Below are 17,323 nucleotides of genomic sequence, written 5' to 3' on the forward strand. Positions count from 1 at the left end.
GCCGGGTGGGGTTGTAGGCGATTTTGGTGCGCCAGCAGGCCCAGATGATGCGCATCCAGGCGCGGCCGAGGGTGGACGGATCAGCCCGGCCACGAAGTGCAGACTCTGGCGTGACAACGGCAGCGCGGAACGGTAGAAAAGCAACGGAAGCCCTTGGGGTACAGCGTGTCTTGGTCGACAGCCGTCCTACCAAGGGCTTCCTCATACCCCACGGAGGCGCGCCGAACCCAGTTCCGTTGCCTACCAACAACATCCATTCAGGATGAAAAGGGCTCAATATCGCGAAGCCCGACACCACGCCCGGCGAGAATGCGACTGAGACTCATCGCCTGCGGCAGGACACGTGCCCTCTCCTTCGCCGTTTCGGTGATGAGGGGGAGCCCCGGCGAATGCCGTTGCCTTGGAACAACGCATTCAGGACACCGGGGCAACTCCATTATCAACGGCTGAATAATCTCCCCAGGGGGCATCCCCTTCGATGTTTTTCACTGAGCGGTCCTCGGGTGCAGTCGGAGTTGTGAGTAACTCGTTTGCAGGGAGCTTCTGAGCTGCGGGGGTCGCGACAAGTGAGATAGCGGTCGACGGTGGATTGCAGCGCTGTGATGACCGAGGTCACAACAGCTGTGATGGCATTGCGTGGGACCAGGTTTCGGCGGTAGATGTTGATACTTGTGAGTGAAATTCTGGTGACCGGGGGCACCGGTGTCCTGGGCAGACTGATCGTCCAACAGTTGCGTGAGCAGGGTCATGAAGTCCGTGTGCTGTCACGGAGGACGGGTGCCGGTACCCATAATGGGGACTTGACCACCGGCGAAGGCGTCGCGGAGGCACTCGACGGTGTGAGGGTCGTGGTCCACGCGGCAACCGATGCGCGCAAGGTCGGACGCCCCGACCTGCGCCAGACGCAGAACTTGCTCGGCGCGGCGGCAAGCGTCGAGCACATCGTGTATCCGTCGATCGTCGGCATCGATCGAATACCTTTCCGCTACTACCGAAACAAGCTGGCCTGCGAAGAATTGATCGAACGCAGCGGCATCCCGCATACCATCGCTCGCGCAACCCAATTCCACGAGCTGATCGCATCGGCCCTGCATACCGCATCGCGATCGCCGATTGCGCCGCTGCCGCTGGATTTTCGGTTCCAGTCCGTCGCCGCCGTTGATGTCGCTCACCACGTAGCCGCCCTGGCTCAGCAGGGTCCGGTCGGCCGGATCGCCGATTTCGGTGGTCCGGAGGTCCTGACCCTCGAACAGATGCTGCATATCTGGCATGCCACTCACACCCGGCCGCGGGGACTGCGGCTACCGGTCCCGGGAAAGATCGGGCGCGGATTCCGGGCAGGTGACAATACCTGCCCCGGCCAGTGCGATGGTGTCCAGACCTGGGCGAAATACGTCGAGTCGAAGCCGCAAATCGAGTACACCAAATCCTGACGACGGCTCGCCGGGCAGTCGATGGCGGCTTGGCCGTGACTGCGGGACGCAGTTCGCGGCCAGTTCTGGTGATCTACCGTGTCGATCGAGTCGGAGCGGTCGGGTAGTCTTCGGCGTACTGCTGTTAGCGGGGAGTTGCCTGTTCAGGGGGTCGCTGTGACGGAGATTGGGGACGGTCTGGCCGTGTTGCGGTCGGAGATCGCCGCGTTCTATGCCGGGTTCGGGCACCCGGATTTGCTGCGCCGCGCCTGCGGCAATGCGGCGTTGCTGGTGCCGCTGATCGGCCACGACGAGGTCTATACCTCTCGCGTGCGAGGAATCGATTGGATCTGCGCGTTCACCAGTGTCGAAGAGTACGCCCGCTACATGGTTGCTCGCGGGGTGCTGGAGGATCAGATGTACAGCTATCAGCAATTGCTGGGGTTTCGGCTGATTGCGTGGGCGGCGGAGCGACCCGAGCCGACAGGCGTGTCGATCGACTGTGTCGGGGCACAGCCGGTGGCGTTTCCGCCTGAGCTGTCGGATGAGGCTGTTGAGGGGGCGGTCGCGTGAGTGAGGAGTTGAAGGTCGAGCCGGCGGTGCTGACGCAGGCCGCGAACGGGATCAATTCGATCATCGGGCAGCTGTCGGATCTGGGGATCAAGGAGACCGGCGCGATGGGCCGCGGGTTCGCACTGCTGGCACTGTCACCGTTGCAGGCGGGCAAGGCGTCGGTGCAGTCGACGTTCGAGACCTTCTGCAACCGGTGGTCGTGGGGCGTGCGGTCGCTGGTGCAGTCGGCCAACACCATGGCTCAGGCCGTCGGGCTGGCGGCGGGCCGCTATCAGATGATGGACGATCAGGCCAAGAACGCGCTCAAAGAGGTGTATTCGCACCTTTTCTCCAATCCGCACCTGACCAAGGACCAGATCGATAAGCGGTCGTTGTCGGAAACCTTGTCCGACAATCCCTTCAACGCGCTCGCGCACCCGGACTACAGCGCCGAGTCGTTCCAGAAGATGTCCGACCAGATGCAGCTGGACGCGCAGGTGATCAAGACGGTCGCTCCGCAAGCCGCCGCCAACATCGGCGCCCTGGCCAATCCCGCCACCGTCGTAGTTCCGACGCCCGGCACCACCGCGCCCGGGTGGAATACAGGCGCGTTGCAGCAAGCGGCGCAGATCCTGACTCCCGAGACCGGCGGGGCCAACGGCGGCAAGGCGGGCAAGTAGGTGGGGATCGGGGACTGGATCGACAATGTCGGGGGCGCGATCGAGCACGCCGTCGACGAGGTCGAGACCAAAGCGGGCTCGATCATCGACCGAGGCGCGCACACGGTCGCGGACTTCGCTCGTGATCACGGGGCGGGTGGGGTGGCCGATGCGATCGATGAGATCGGCGATCAGATCTCCAACGTGCTCGGTGGGGAGATTCTCGAGAAGGAACTCGGCCAGACCAAGGACAAGACCGAGCTGATTCACGGTGAGCCCTCGGCGATCCATGATGTGGTGGGCAAGCTGAAGTCGATGTCCTCGTCGATCGAGTCGACCGGTGACGCGTTGCGCAAGATCGATGTCGCGGACTGGACCGGCAAGGCCGCCACCGCGTTTCACACCGAGTTCGACAAGCAGCCCAAGGCGTGGTTCACCGCCGGGGACGCGTTCACCAAAGCAGCGGCGCACCTGGACAACTGGTACTGGGCGCTGGAGACTGCGCAAGCCAAGGCCCAAGACGCGATCGACAAGTGGGAAGCCGCCGACAAGGAAGAGAAGTCGAAGAAGTCGGCGTGGAACGCGTTGTCGGACAAGGACAAGAAAGCCACTCCGCTGGTCGACACGTGGACGTCGATGCGTGACGAGGCGCGGGCGATCCTGAAAAACGCGCGCTCCCAACGCGACAACATCGCGTCCCAAATCGTCTCCGGGTTGCAGGCCGGAACCCAGGAGGCTCCGACCGAGCCGCCGTTGTCGCAGCGGTTGAGCGCGGACTTCGATGACCTGAAGGGTGTCTACGACTACGGCAAGCTCAGTTTCGAGACCGGGTTTCTGACATCGTTCTCGTCGATCGTGCAGTTCGCGCGTTCGACGAACATCCTTGACCCGTACAACATGTCGCATCCGGCCGAGTACTTCTCGAGTATGGCCGATCTGGGCACCGGGCTGGTCACCGCGGCCGCCGATCCGGGTGCGGTGGTCGATGCGATGCTCTCGGATGCGCGGAAGAATCCGTTCGAGACCGGCGGCGCGATCACTGGGAACATCATCCTCACTGTGGCCACCGGCGGCGCGGGCACAGCCCCCAAGCTTGCCGCGGAAACGATCGAGGAGACTACCAAGGCGGTCCAGGTCACGAAGGTCGCCACCGACGTGCTCAAGGATGCTCCCGGTGCGGTGCCCAAGGGGGTGCCGCGTATCGAGGCACCCTCGATCCCCGGCCGCGGGAGCCCGGCGCTCGAACGTCCCGTGGAACCCTCAGGCGGGTCGGGGAATCCGTCGGCGCCTCGGCCGGACGCTGTGCAGCCGGGGGCCGCTGCGCCGCAGTCCCCGAGTGCGGGTGCGCCGAAGCCGGAGGTAACTGCCCCGGGCCCGGCCGGAACACCGGACAGCGGGCTGGCTGCGGCTCCGCATCCAGACGGCGCTGCCCCACAATCACATCCGACCGACACCCACCCTGGCACCGCGGAGCCCGGAGCCTCGCCGGGGCGTGCTGATGCGCCGATGCACCCCGATCGTGCCGCCCCGCAACCCAACCCGACCGCAGAACCCCGATCTGCCGACGTAACTCACGAGCCATCCCCGGCGGATCCGCACCCGGATCGGCCAGGGCAGCCCGGTCTCGCGACCGAGCAGCCAGGGCAACCGGGCCTGGCGACCGAACGTGCGCCTGGCGAAGGGACTCCTGGTCCTCACCAGCAACCCGAGAATCTGCGAACGGATCCGAACGCAGACGCGCCGGTTCCTCGCAACGAACCGACTGCCCAGACACCGCACGGCGAAACGCAGGATCAGCCCCACACACTGGCGGCTGATGGTCGCCAACCCCCCGTTGATCACGATCCCGCCCTGAGCGGTGACCGGGACGGTGCACATCCCAGCGGGCATGACTCACAGCCGGGGAACGCCGCGCCGCAGCACGAGCATCAGCCCGAACCTGCGCCCGGTGGGCACCATCCCACTCTGGAGGATCATGCCGGTGCCGACCGGCAGGCCCCCGACGACGCGCGCGGCGGCCATCCCGAAGACACCAGCGATCTGAAGGACAAAACCTGCACCGACGATCCGGTCGACATCGCCACCGGAGCCTTCCTGCTCCCGGAAACCGACGTCGACCTGCCCGGCGTGCTCGGACTGGTACTGCGACGCACCCACCGCTCCAGCTACCGTTACGGCCGCTGGTTCGGCCCCTCGTGGTCCACGACACTCGACATGCGCGTCATCGTCGACCATGAGGGTGTCACCTTCCTCGGCGAAGACTGCATCATGCTCGCCTTCCCCCATGCCGAGACCGGGCGGCCGGAACAATCATTGTTCGGTGGCCGCGGCTGGACCCTGACACGCACCGAGACCGGTAGCTACCAGGTGCGAGATCCCAAGCGGGAGTTGATCTTCCACTTCGCACCCGAGCCGGGACTCGACGGTCTCGATGCCCGGTTGGGCAACTTCGCCCTGTCCGCGATCACCGACCGTCACCTCAACCGTATTCGATTCCATTACGACGCGACCGGTCTCCCCGTAGCGGTGTCGCATTCCAGCGGCTACCGCGTGAACATCGACACCGTCGCGGGCCGGGTGACCGCATTGACCGTCGTCGGGAGCAACGAAGCTGGCACCGAACTCCATACGCGTGTAAGGGAATTCGCCTACGAGGTCGGCAATCTGGCCGCGGTGACCAACGCGGTGGGCGCGACCACGCGCTACACCTACGATGAATACTCCCGCATGCTGTCGTGGACGGACTCCAACGACAACAGCATGGTCAACACCTACGACCAGGCAGGACGGGTCATCCGTCAACGCGGTACCGACGGCGTGCTCGACTGCGAGCTGAGTTACGACGAATTTCCGGACGGCACAGGCCATTTCACCAAGGTCACCAACTCCCTTGATGCGGTGACCGCACACGGATTCGACCGCGACCTGCGCCTGCGCGATGTGATCGATCCGGTCGGCGGACACACGCATTTCGACTACAACTCCGAACGCGCCCCCTTGAAAGTCGTTGGCCCCGACGGAGCGAGCACCCACTATGCCTACACCGGGACTGGCGATCTGACCCGCGTTATACGCCCGGACGGGACCAGGATCGACATCGAGTACACAGAGCCGAACCGACCCTCGGCGATTACCGACGCCGACGGGACCGTGTGCCAGCAGGAATGGGATACGGCAGGAAACCTCATCGCCGTGACCGACGCGGGCGGCGTGCGCACCGTATACCGCTACCACCCCAACGGGGCGATCGCCGAGATCCGCGAATCCACCGGTACGCGCACCACCGTCCAGGTCGACGCGGCCGGATTGCCGATCACCATGACAGAGCCCAACGGAGCCACCACCCATCTCGAACGCGACGGGTTCGGACGCCCCGTCCAGGTCACCGATCCGTTCGGCGCGGTGACCCGCTACGAATGGTCGGCAACAGGAAAGCTGTTGCGCCGCACCGATCCCGACGGCTACGGCGAGTCGTGGACCTGGGACGGGGAGGGCAACATGCTCACCCACACCGACCGCGCCGACAACATGACCTCCTTCACCTACGGCGCGTTCGACCTGCTCGCCTCCCGCACCGCCCCCGACGGCTCGGTCACCCGCTTCCAGTGGGACACCGAACGACGGTTGATCGCGGTCACCAACGGCCTGGGGCACATCTGGCGCTACGAATACGACCAGGCCGGACGGCTCACCGCCGAAACCGACTACAACGAGACCACCAGCCGCTATACCCATGATCGCGCCGGACACATCGCCAGCGTCACCACAGCGAACAACGACACGCGCCGATACACCCATGACCGGCTCGGGCGGGTCACCGAAATCGCTGCCAGCAGCGGCGAATGGCAGCGCTACAGCCGCGATCCCGTCGGTCGAGTCCTCACGGCGACCTCCGGTATCGGCGAAAACCCAGTCCACACACTGGAATTCACCTACACCGCGACCGGACAGCCGATCTCGCAACGGCTCGACGACCGGCCGGCGATGGAATTCGCCTACGACACCCACGGTCGCCGCGTCAGCCGCACCACGCCCAGCGGCGTCGTCACCAGCTGGCAGTGGGACTACACCGGACGCGTTCGGAGCATGTCAGCTGATGGTCACCACATCACCTTCGCCTACGACCGAGCCGGTCGGCCGACCGAATGGCGCGTCGATGAACTCGCCATCGGCCGCACCCTGTCCGGCATCGGCCGCGTCACCGAACAACAAGTCGTCGGATTCCCCGGCTCCACACTGAATCTCGACCCGACTCCCGCGCGACGCCCAGACCCGCGGAACCTGCGCCACGACACCTTCACGTACCGCCCCGACGGCTACCTCGCCAGTCACACAGTCCGTCGACCCGAACGATCGGTGCAGCGTCGGGACTACGCACTCGATGCACTCGGTCGGGTCACCGCGCTCTCCCACGATGGTTCGACGACAGCGGCGTACTCCTACGACCCGCTGAGCAACATCCTCTGCGAGGAATTGCCCAGTCGATCGCAACAGACGACCGTCCCCGGCACGGGCTCAGTCGAATCGCGCTCCGGATCCATTGTCGAGCATCGGAACTCGACCGCGGGCCGCCGGGAATACCACCGAAACCTGTTGGTCCGGGACGGCCGCACTCGATACCACTACGACGCCGCGGGCCGCCTCGTTCGCAAGGTCACCGCGCGGATCTCGCGCAAACCTGACATCTGGCACTACCGCTACAACGCGTTCGACCAACTCACCGACGCGCGCACTCCCGATGGGCAGTGGTGGCGCTACACCTACGACGCCGTAGGCCGCCGAACCACCAAACAGCGCCTCAACTCCGACGGCACCGTCTTGGAACGCACCGACTACACCTGGGACGACACCTGTCTCGTCGAGCAGGCCACCGGCGACACGACTACGCGATGGCAGTACCAGCCGAGTTCGACCGCACCGATCACGCAGACCACCGACCAGGCATCAGTCGACCGTGCCTTCTACGCCATCGTCACTGATCTCGTCGGTACACCAACTGATCTCGTCGACCCCACCACGGCGGAGCTCGTCGCCGAGGCGACCACGAATCTCTGGGGAGTCACGACGTGGCGGGGTGACGCCTCGACCCCACTCCGGTTTCCGGGACAAATCCACGACCCCGAAACCGGACTGCACTACAACCTGAACCGTCTCTACGACCCCGCCACCGGGCGATTCCTCACCCAGGATCCGCTCGGCCTGGCTCCGGCACCCAACCCCGGTGCGTATCCGCACAACCCTACGGTCTGGACCGACCCCTTGGGGCTCATCCCGGAAGGCTGTCACGACAGCGGCGCCGACAAACTCGACGGCAGCGGCCCCAAACCCGGAGTGATCGAAGCGAGTGACCGGGTGAAATCCTTCGCCGCATTGAACAACTACCACCCGCCACACGGCATCGAATTCGTATTCGACCCGGACAACGGACGATTCGCGGTCGGCGATGTCGCGAAGTACGCGAGGGCAATGCACGGAAGCCCGCACGAACAGCTTGCTATCAGCATCGGCGCGGATCCCAGCCGGGTCGTGGGCGGGCTATTCTGGAACAGCGTCGGCAAGGGAATGAGCACCAATGAGATGAGTGGACATTTCTGGCAGAACTGGACCGATGACATCCGGAAACAATTCGTGGAGACAATGAAAGGTTACGGATTCAATGTCGACCACTACGCAGGGATGTGACATGCAGGGAGAGTGGATTCCGGTCATACGTTACCAGTCTGGTCTTTGGCTGGGAGTCTCCGACGGCGAGCTGCACATCGGGACAGAGCATGAACCAACCAAACCGATAGACCACGCGAACCTGGTGGGTCTTCTGCCATTATTGGAGCTTGATCGCGATCAGGTGATGTCGACCATCGGGCGAAAAGAGCGGGAAGCAGGATTGGCCGTAGGAACGATTTCCGATCTCATCTCGCTGAAATCGATACTGCGAACCGCCATCTCGATGCGGAGTGAGTACTGGACGGAACTTGCGCTCGACTGGGTTGAAATCTTGCCTAATGATCAAGAACTCTCGGATGCCTTAACGGGGCTCGTAACGGCAAATTGGGCTAGCCAGAAAGTTAGACACCGAGCGAAAAGGAAGTTGAGCTAGCCTTGTAGTGGCAGACCCATAGTCGGCAATCCAGAAGGCAAATGTCCACGCGCGCCCCATGGCGTGCTATTCCTCGGTGACGAGTTGGCGCGCAAACTCGGGCATGCGGGGCTCCTCGACGGCACCGCTTTCCGGATCTGCGCGCCCAGGCTGGATAGTTGCGGCTGAATCTGTAGAACAGGGGATTTCGGGGTGGTCATGGTGGATCGAGAACAACTCATCGGCCTCGTCACCAAGCTGTACGAGGGGCAGGGTGACGAGGCCCAACAAGACGAGTGGCTGGAAGCCCTCAACGGTGCCGTGGCCGATCCGAGGATCAGCGACTACATCTTCTGGGACGACTCGAACCCACGGCTGACTCCCGAACAGATCGTCGACAAGGCGCTGGCCTACAAGCCGATTGTGTTGGGCGGTGCGGACTGAGCCCACCCGTCAGTGGTTCGAGTCCACAACGATCCGCGCGTGTGAGGATGGCCGATATGAGTGAGAACGCCGACCGGCAAGATCAATCCCAGTTGCGGACGGCGCACGAGTACGGCCATCCGGCTCCATTCGTGAGCCTGCCGCTCGAATGCCGTGAGACGCTGGCGCAGTGGCTCGCCGATCTCCGCGTGCGGGGAAGGTTCTAGTCCTCGCCGCCCCAGAGAGTCGAGTTGACCTCGCGGATTTCGGCGATGCACTGCTCGCAGGCTTGCCCTCGGGGCCCGACGGGATTCGGCTCACGGCCGACGACATCCTTGCAACGACCACATAGGCGCACTTCATCTGACACGTCATGAATCGTATCGGGATGCTGCGCCAGGGCTCGCCGTCACGCGTCACCGGCGCGAGTTCCCTCCATCGCGTGCGTAGCGGACGGCACAGGAAGGAACGCGCGCAGGCTCGTCGTCTGCTTGTCAGATCGACCGTTCGTCGCTGACCTTCAGTTCACCATCCTCGATTCCGACCAGGACGAACGTGCTGAATCCGCTGGATTGGAGTCGTTTCAGCTGGGCGCCGAGTTTCCCGCTGCGACGGACGACCTCGATGACTCGGTCAGCGGAGCGCAGGCTGCGGGCGACGGTGAGCGCGTCGGAGATCGGAACGTCGGATTCGGTCAGGACTGCTGTGGCGTTGCGCTGGATGTCGTCGGTCAGGAGTCCGACGATGCGCTCGAAGCCGATGGAGAATCCGCACGCGGGGACGTCTTTGCCGAGCGAGCGGCCGATGAGTTTGTCGTAGCGGCCGCCGCCCGCGACGGAGCTGGACATCTCCGGGTGGGTGATCTCGAAGATCTGGCCGGTGTAGTAGCCCATGCCGCGGACGAGCGTGGGGTCGAACTCCCACTTCAGCGGCCGTTGCCGGGCCAGTGCATCGAGGCTGGCGGTAGTCGCTGCAAGGTCGGCGACCACGTCGTCGGCCAGGCTGGGGACGGTTGCGGTGAGCGTGTCGGCGAGCTTCTCGACTGGAATGTCTTGCAGGCTGCTGATCTTGTCAAGGGCGGTGTTGATCGAGTCCGCGGAGAACCCGAGCTTGTCGAGTTCGGCGCGCACGCCGTCCCAGCCGATTTTGTCGAGCTTGTCGAGGGCGATGAAGAAGCGGTCCCAGGTGTCCTCGGACAGACCGGCGTCGGTCGCGAGGGCGCTGAGGAAGCGGCGATCGGACAGGCGGACGGTGACGTCGGTGAGGCCGACGGCGGCCAGGGCTGCGGTGGTTGCTTCGATCAGTTCTGCTTCGGCGAGGACGGTCGGCTCGCCGATCATGTCGATGTCGCACTGATAGAACTGCCGGTAGCGACCCTTCTGCGGGCGTTCGGCACGCCAGACGGGGCCGACTTGCAGCGACCGGAACGGGGTGGGCAGGTCGGCGTGGTTGTTGCCGTAGAAGCGGGTCAGCGGGACGGTCAGGTCGAATCGGAGGCCGAGATCGATCAGGTCGCGGGTCGGGGTCGTGGCCTCGACGGTGTCGGGCAGCCCGCGGCGGAGCACCTGGTAGATGAGCTTTTCGTTCTCGCCGCCTTGACCGCCCTGGAGGCGGTTGATGTCTTCGAGCGCGGGGGTTTCGATGCGCTGGTAGCCGAAGGTGCGGTAGGTGGTGGTGATCGCATGCAACACGTGGTCCCGGGTCGCGACGTCGGCGGGAAGCAAGTCCCTCATTCCGCGGGCGGGGCTGTTGTCGGCTTTCACCAGGATCCTTTGCTCGTTCGTTTCGGATTCGCCGCTGGAGTTCGCGGCACACTCAGATGGTAGAGGTTCGTCATGATGACCGGTCGACGCGTTGGGCGAGGACGATCAGCTCCCCGGGCGGGTCGGTGCCGAAGTCCTGGAACTCGTACCCGCCCCAGATCTCGGTCATGGTGAATCCGTAGCGGGCGAGTAGGTGTTCGAGTTCGAGACGGAAGATGTAGCTGGTCTGGTAGGGGATGACAAGGTGCTCGGTGGTTCCGTCGGGGTCGGTGATGTCGTAGACGACTTCCAGCTGTTGGGTCTGGTCGGCGTGGTTGCGGGAGATCACGCGTTGCGTGCGGCGAATGTGCTCGCCTGCCGGTCCGTGCTTCTCACTGGTGGTCGTGCACGAGTCCGGGTCGGTGGCGAGGTAGGCCACGGATGGGCAGTAGTTGTCCACGAGCACGAATCCGCCGCGATCGAGGTGGTCGTGCACGCATCGCAGGCAGTCGATCTTGTCGGTGGTCGTGGTGAGTTCTTGGAGAACACGGTAAGGGAACAGCGCCAGCCGATAGGTGTTGTCGAGGCTGAACTTGCGGATGTCGGCGGGAAAGAACCGGACCGGAGTCGTCGGCGACAGCCTCTCGGCGGCTTGTCGGGCGATGCGCAGGCGTTCAGGCGCGATGTCGATGCCGTCGATGTCGATGCCGGCCTGTGCGATGGGAATCGTGATTCGGCCGGTGCCGCAGCCGAGTTCGAGAATCGGGCCGCCGATACGTCGCGCGACGGTGGCGAAGAAGTCGGTGTCGCGACGCCAGTCGGTGAACAGTTCGTAGTACGCGGCGTCGCGTTGCGCGGCGATTCCGTCGGCGTCGAACACGGTCACCGTGCCCGGATCAGGTAGCGGCCGATGAGCAACGCGTCGAGCCTCATCTTCAGCATGGACTCGATCGCATCGTCAGGAGTCTCCACGATCGGATCGCCGCTGGCGTTGAATGAGGTGTTCAAAACGATTGGCACTCCGGTGATGTCGTCGAATGCGCGGATCAGCTGGTAGTAGCGGGGGTTCTCCTGGTGGGTGACCGCCTGGAGGCGGGCTGTGCCGTCGACGAAGGTGATGGAAGGGACCAGTCGGCGCTTCTCCGGGCGCACTGCGGGCGCGACCAGCATCGATGCCATGGCCTGAGCCGCAGTGCGAGTGAACCTGGTGTCGATGCTGAACCACGCTTCGACCTCGTCGGCGAGGATGCTCGGTGCATAGGGACGAAATGGCGCTCGAAGTTTATGGACGGCGTCGAGACGTTCCTTGGAGTCAGGGGTGCGCGGGTCCGCCAGGATGCCGCGTCGGCCGAGTCCGCGCGGACCGAATTCGCTTCCGCCGTCGAACCATCCGATGATCTCTTGCTGGGAGAGAAGCCGTGCGCCGACCGCGGCGGTGTCGTCGATCGATTCGACGGAGATGCGGTCAGCCCAGCGCCGCGTGGCGGCATCGATCTCGGCATCGGTGTAGGTGCGACCCAACGAGCAGGTCGGCATCCGCCAAATCCGTTCGTTCTCCGGCCGCCGATGGTGGGCCCACAGAGCGTTGCCGAGGCTCTGACCGACGTCGCTGGCCGCAGGCTGGACGAACAGGTCCTCGACATCATCGAGTTCGGCGATGATCGTGTTGGCGACGCAGTTGAGCGCCACACCGCCGGCCAGGCAAACGCGGCGGATTCCGGTCTCGGCGACAGCTGCTCGTACGAGCGCAGTGAGCGCGCGTTGCAGTTGCATCTGGATCAGCCAGGCGACTTCGAACTGCAGGGGTGTGGGGTTCTCGCAGGATTGGAGGCCGGGACCGATGTCGATGCCGAGCTGCTCGTGGATAAGGTCTCGGACGGCCTCGGCCTGCAGGACCCGCGCCGCCTCGAGGTCGTACTCGTCCAGGGGCCCGCTAGGTTCCGGGGCATCACCTGAGGGCAAGACGGGAGGGCGTAGCAGGCACTCGAAATCCTTGGCGGCCGAGGAGAACACGGTCACCTGGTCGTATTGGCCGGTGCCGTATGCGGCGAGGGCCATTGTTTGGCCGGCGTCGTGGTGGCTGCGGAATCCGAGCCATTTCGTGAAGTGGTTATAGGCCGCACCGAATCCGAGCTGGTTCGGTTGGTCCGCGTATCGGCGCAGCAGTTGAAGCTCGTTGCCGCGTCCAACGTAGATACTGCTGCGCTCCAACCGGTTTCGCCAGTAGCGGGGATCGTGTCGTTCGCCCAGGATGGTGCCTTCATTGAGCCTTTTTCATCCTTGCTGAATGGCGCGGATCTCGCGGGCTTGCAGGACGTGGATGGCTTGGACGAGTTGACCGGTCCGGTGCGGGCAGCAGCGGAGTTTCCGCAGTACCCGCCAGGTTTGAGCCTTCACCAGAAGGGTGCTCCTCGGACTGCAATATTCGATCTTCAGCAAATCGAACTATCGCAGCTCAGAGCACCTTTCGCCATTCCAGGACACCATCAGCGCAGATCAGCATGACCGGTCGAGGCTAATCGGGCAAAGCGGCACGATCCCAGCGCGCGAGCTCGTCCCCGAGCGCGGCCCGGGTCCGACCCATGCTCGCCAGCGCCCGATCCAGCTCCGCGACCTCGTCGGCCAACCGCCGCCGGGCGTGCGCGCACCCGCCCGGCCAGCCCTCGGTGGTGAGGCACGGCAACAACTCCCCGACCGCCGACAGGTCCAGCCCCACCGCGAGCAAGGCCCGAATGCGCCGCACCCGTTCCACACTCGACTCCGGGAACTCGCGGTACCCGTTGGACCGGCGCCCGGCCTCGAGCAGCCCGCTGCGGTCGTAGTGGCGCAGGGCCCGGGTGCTCACGCCGGTGCGCCGCGACAGCTCGCTGATCAGCATCGATGTCCTTCGCCTTGACCTTGACTCCGACGTCAACGTTTAGCGTCGGGCCGCTGCCGCTCATTCCCTGGAGAGGAACCCATGGTCACCGATGTGCACGCCCACGTCACCGTCGACACCGCCGCTCAGCTCGCGCGCGCGAGCGCCGCGGGGGTCGATCGGACGGTGCTGCTGTCCACCCGCGTCCATCCCGAACGGGCGCGCGGACTCGATTCGGCGCGAACGGAATTCGCGCGACTCACCGCGGTGATCGGCGGGGCCGCCGCGGCCGAGGAGGAGGTGCGCGCGGCCATGCGGGAGGTGCTCGCGGCGCTCGACGCCCATGCGGGGGGCGGTCGTCGGGTTCGTGAGCGTGCCGTCGGCACTGTCCGCGGAACGGCTCGGCGAATGGGTCGAGCCCTATCTGTCGCGACCGGACATCCTCGGGATCGGGGAGGTGACACCGCCACCGGGACAGGCCGCCCGCCTCGATCCGGTGCTGAGCCTCAGCGCCGACCACGGCGGGGTGCCGGTGCTGGTCCACGGATTCGCGCCCAACACCCTGGACGATCTGCGGACCTACGCCGAGCTGGCGGCCCGCTATCCTTCGGTTCCGCTGGTCGTGGGGGCGCTGGGCGGGCTGCACGCACTGGATCTGGTGGAGCTCGCGATGGAGCGGTCCAACCTCTTCATCGACCTGTCCAGTGCGCTACAGGTATTCGCCGTCACCGCTGCCGCACACGAAGTCCCTGATCAATGCCTGTTCGGATCCAACACGCCCTACGGTGACGTGGTTGCCGCGCGGCATACCGTCGAGGCCGCGATCGCGGATCGGGGAGTGCGAACACTGGTTCTGGAAGACAACTTTCAGCGGATTTTCAGTGGCTGACCAGGACTGTAGCGGTACTATCGCGGATTTTCGCAAATTCTCAGCAACGAACTCGGCGAACCGGACGATAGGTACTTCGAGCGAGCGTGACGACGGGAACTGCCCCCGTCGTCGCGCCGCTTGTGTGCCTACCGTTCGAACGAGAGGACCGAGTCGATGAGATCGATTCGCAGCAGATCGAATTCGTCCGGCGACAGCGAGGGATGGCTACGCCGCACCGTGCTCGCCCTGTCCATGGCCTTGATCGCACCGCTGGTCATCGCCGTAACAGGGGGCGGCGCAACGGCTTCCGCGGCCTTCGACCCGGCCGCCTTCGACTTCTGGGTCGATTCGGCCATGGGCCCCATCAAGACTCGCGTGCTGCGCGCCGCGGACGGCAATACCGATCGCGTCGTCTACGCCCTCGACGGCATGCGCGCCCGCGAGGATCTCAACGGCTGGGAAATCGAGACCAACGTGGCCGAGGCCATGGCGGCCGCCAATATCAACGTGGTCGTGCCCGTCGGCGGTCAATCCAGCTTCTACACCGACTGGAACGCCCCCAGCTCCTTCTTCGGCATCCCGCCCGGCACCGGCTCCGCCAACACCGGCTCCGGCGCCACCGACGTGCTCTCCGGCGGCCCCGGCAAGAGCTACCGCTACACCTGGGAATCGTTCCTCACCAACGATCTGCGCTGGGCCCTGCGAGATCGCCTGGGCTTCAACCCCAACCGCAACGGCGTCTTCGGCCTCTCCATGGGGGGCTCCGGCGCGCTGACCCTGGCCGCCTACCACCCCGACCAGTTTTCCTTCGCCGGCTCCTTCTCCGGCTACCTCAACATCTCCGCCCCCGGCATGCGAGAAGCCATCCGCCTGGCCATGATCGACGCCGGCGGCTACAACGTCGACTCCATGGCCCCGCCCTGGGGCCCCCAATGGCTCCGCATGGACCCCTTCGTCTTCGCCCCCCGCCTAGTCGCCAACAACACCCACCTCTACATCTCCGCCGCCTCCGGCCGCCCCACCGCCATGGACGGCCCCAACATGGGCACAGTCAACGGCATGGCCCTGGAAGCCCTGGCCCTGGCCAACACCCGAGCCTTCCAAGTCCGCATGGCCACCCTGGGCGCCACCAACATCGACTACTCCTTCCCGGAGTACGGCATCCACGCCTGGAACAACTGGCAAGACGAGGCCTACCGCATGCTCCCCTCCCTCTCCGCCAACATCGGCTGACCTACACCCCGGCATGCACCGAAACCCCCTGCGCAACGAGGTTTTCGGTACCTGAGACGGACACCGAGAACACCTCCTGCTCACCAAGCCCGGTGATCTCGGTGATCCGATCCCAGAAGATGTCGTCGGTGCAGAGCATCGCCAATTCCGGGGCGTCGAGAATATCGGCGGCACGCGCCAAGCGGGTGCGACTGGGTGAGCGCTTGTACATCGCGGAGCCACAGTATTGGGTTCCCATGGCCGACTGGAACTGGCGGTGCGTCATGTCTCGGGTCGCCAGGAGATCCCTGACGGTATTCCAGACTTCTTCAGGGATCGTGTCGACGTTGGTGTTGGTGTCCATGGCGTTCAGCTTGGGCACCGTCGCCTCACCGATCACGCCTCGCGCGCCATGGGAACCGATGTCGTAGAGGAAGGTGATCTGGTTGTCGGCACCGTCGATATTGAGGTGGAAGCAGTCGCGGTATCCGGGCTTGTGAACGCGTTTGATCCGGGCGTGAACTCCAAGTCGCAAGAGCAGATCGGCAACGTCCTCGATGAGGCGCAAACTGGTCGATGCGTAGTAGATCCGAGCTTGATTGCCCCGTTCGTCCCAGCGGATGGAACCGTCTGTAGCCCACAGGTGCCTGAGGAAGATGGCGACTTGATCGGTCGGCATCGCGAAAACGGCCTCGGGCACGAACTTCTCATAGCTGCGCAGCCCGAACAAGCCCAATCCATCGAGCCATGCAGCAATCGGGTTTCGGCGGCCGTGGGTGAGCCGGTACGGCGCGGGCAGACGCAAGGTGACCACCCTTGCCGCTTTGTATTCGTCACGAACAGCGGTGATGCCGAAATGAGTCGCTGCGGCGGCCACCGCAGACAGGTTCTCCTCGTCGACACTGGCATACCGGATCGGCTGACGCTTCACACACGATCCGTCACCGATCATGTGAGCCAGCAGCACAACCTCGGCATCGGCCATTGTGACAGGGTTCAGGACATGCGGAATCCAGCGCGGGATCGCGATTCGCGCGCCGATCGCCAGTTCTGCCAGCGGTTTCCAGCCGTCAATGGTCAGGACGCGTGCTGCCCCAGACAACTGCACCGAGCGACCGGAGGCCAAACTCACACGTATGACGTCGCCTCGGCCAGAGGTTATGCCCGTTATCGGTTGGGGAATAAACCGCCTGCGACGATCGAGTGACCAGACCAGCGGCCGTTCCCCGCTGCTCAACAGCATCTTCGGCGACGCGGCCGCTCCATTGTCGGCACAAAAGATCGAAGCCGATTCAGTGAGACCGCCCAGTCCTCTATCGAAGTCGTTGGCGCGCTTACCGATTGCGTCTTTCGAAGCTCCGTTCACCCGCACGCGGTGACAGTAGCTCGAATCCTCGTTCGAAACGCGGAGAATTCGTGTAGGTTCCCAATTCCCGCTTCATAGCGCAATATCTCGGCCTGCGGTTTTCCGCTTGTCTGAGTACGGCCCGCAAGGTTGGAATTCCCGGTCCAGCTTTCA

Annotated in this window: 16 protein-coding genes; 10 read left to right on the forward strand and 6 right to left on the reverse strand. The window is 64.6% G+C overall.

All coding sequences use genetic code 11. From position 1 onward, the window contains the following. Positions 1-659: 659 nt before the first annotated feature. From D7D52_RS37000 to D7D52_RS38435, 7 genes are all read left to right on the forward strand, one after another. A complete protein-coding gene (locus D7D52_RS37000) occupies positions 660-1,433 on the forward strand; it encodes an SDR family oxidoreductase (RefSeq protein WP_246023545.1) in 774 nt (257 codons plus the stop codon). A gap of 156 nt (positions 1,434-1,589) precedes the next feature. Then, positions 1,590-1,985 carry a hypothetical protein gene (locus D7D52_RS37005; RefSeq protein ID WP_162958849.1) on the forward strand — a complete coding sequence of 132 codons (396 nt, stop codon included), beginning with the start codon at positions 1,590-1,592 and terminating at the stop codon, positions 1,983-1,985. Beyond that, positions 1,982-2,644: a hypothetical protein gene (locus tag D7D52_RS37010; RefSeq protein WP_120743586.1), complete on the forward strand. Its 663-nt coding sequence runs from the start codon at positions 1,982-1,984 to the stop codon at positions 2,642-2,644. Before D7D52_RS37005 ends, D7D52_RS37010 begins: the two co-directional genes overlap by 4 nt. Further along, on the forward strand, positions 2,645-8,305 hold the full coding sequence (locus D7D52_RS37015) for a putative T7SS-secreted protein (RefSeq protein ID WP_120743587.1): 5,661 nt from the start codon (positions 2,645-2,647) through the stop codon (positions 8,303-8,305). A 1-nt stretch (position 8,306) separates the two neighbouring features. Then, complete coding sequence (locus D7D52_RS38430; protein WP_162958850.1) at positions 8,307-8,720, forward strand: hypothetical protein; 414 nt, start codon at positions 8,307-8,309, stop codon at positions 8,718-8,720. A 198-nt stretch (positions 8,721-8,918) separates the two neighbouring features. Beyond that, positions 8,919-9,143, forward strand: a complete 225-nt coding sequence (locus tag D7D52_RS37020; RefSeq protein ID WP_222932753.1) for a hypothetical protein — start codon at positions 8,919-8,921, stop codon at positions 9,141-9,143. Positions 9,144-9,199: 56 nt separating this feature from the next. After that, on the forward strand, positions 9,200-9,349 hold the full coding sequence (locus D7D52_RS38435) for a hypothetical protein (protein ID WP_162958851.1): 150 nt from the start codon (positions 9,200-9,202) through the stop codon (positions 9,347-9,349). Between the two features lie 267 nt (positions 9,350-9,616). Here D7D52_RS38435 and hisS read toward each other — a convergent pair whose 3' ends face one another. The 3 genes from hisS to D7D52_RS37035 all read right to left on the reverse strand — a co-directional run bounded on the left by hisS (position 9,617) and on the right by D7D52_RS37035 (position 13,075). Beyond that, positions 9,617-10,855, reverse strand: coding sequence for a histidine--tRNA ligase (gene hisS, locus D7D52_RS37025; protein WP_222932754.1), 1,239 nt, complete (start codon positions 10,853-10,855; stop codon positions 9,617-9,619). A gap of 100 nt (positions 10,856-10,955) precedes the next feature. Next, positions 10,956-11,750, reverse strand: coding sequence for a class I SAM-dependent methyltransferase (locus D7D52_RS37030; RefSeq protein ID WP_120743589.1), 795 nt, complete (start codon positions 11,748-11,750; stop codon positions 10,956-10,958). After that, a complete protein-coding gene (locus D7D52_RS37035) occupies positions 11,747-13,075 on the reverse strand; it encodes a carbamoyltransferase C-terminal domain-containing protein (protein ID WP_120743590.1) in 1,329 nt (442 codons plus the stop codon). The genes D7D52_RS37030 and D7D52_RS37035 overlap by 4 nt, the downstream gene beginning before the upstream one ends. 24 nt (positions 13,076-13,099) lie before the next feature. Between D7D52_RS37035 and D7D52_RS38440 the strand changes: the two genes are divergently transcribed. Further along, positions 13,100-13,369, forward strand: a complete 270-nt coding sequence (locus tag D7D52_RS38440; protein WP_162958852.1) for a hypothetical protein — start codon at positions 13,100-13,102, stop codon at positions 13,367-13,369. A gap of 10 nt (positions 13,370-13,379) precedes the next feature. Here the strand turns inward: D7D52_RS38440 and D7D52_RS37040 are convergent, their stop codons facing one another. Beyond that, positions 13,380-13,742 carry a MerR family transcriptional regulator gene (locus D7D52_RS37040; protein WP_120743591.1) on the reverse strand — a complete coding sequence of 121 codons (363 nt, stop codon included), beginning with the start codon at positions 13,740-13,742 and terminating at the stop codon, positions 13,380-13,382. 60 nt (positions 13,743-13,802) lie between these two features. Further along, positions 13,803-14,066 carry a hypothetical protein gene (locus tag D7D52_RS37045; protein ID WP_120743592.1) on the reverse strand — a complete coding sequence of 88 codons (264 nt, stop codon included), beginning with the start codon at positions 14,064-14,066 and terminating at the stop codon, positions 13,803-13,805. 22 nt (positions 14,067-14,088) lie between these two features. On the opposite strand from D7D52_RS37045, the gene D7D52_RS37050 reads away from it, so the two are divergent. After that, on the forward strand, positions 14,089-14,610 hold the full coding sequence (locus tag D7D52_RS37050; RefSeq protein ID WP_162958853.1) for an amidohydrolase family protein: 522 nt from the start codon (positions 14,089-14,091) through the stop codon (positions 14,608-14,610). Between the two features lie 156 nt (positions 14,611-14,766). Then, positions 14,767-15,825 carry an alpha/beta hydrolase gene (locus D7D52_RS37055; RefSeq protein ID WP_120743594.1) on the forward strand — a complete coding sequence of 353 codons (1,059 nt, stop codon included), beginning with the start codon at positions 14,767-14,769 and terminating at the stop codon, positions 15,823-15,825. 1 nt (position 15,826) lies between these two features. Here D7D52_RS37055 and D7D52_RS37060 read toward each other — a convergent pair whose 3' ends face one another. After that, complete coding sequence (locus D7D52_RS37060; protein ID WP_246023546.1) at positions 15,827-17,176, reverse strand: LAGLIDADG family homing endonuclease; 1,350 nt, start codon at positions 17,174-17,176, stop codon at positions 15,827-15,829. Positions 17,177-17,323 lie beyond the last annotated feature (147 nt).

The sequence above is a fragment of the Nocardia yunnanensis genome, assembly GCF_003626895.1.
Lineage (GTDB): Bacteria > Actinomycetota > Actinomycetes > Mycobacteriales > Mycobacteriaceae > Nocardia > Nocardia yunnanensis.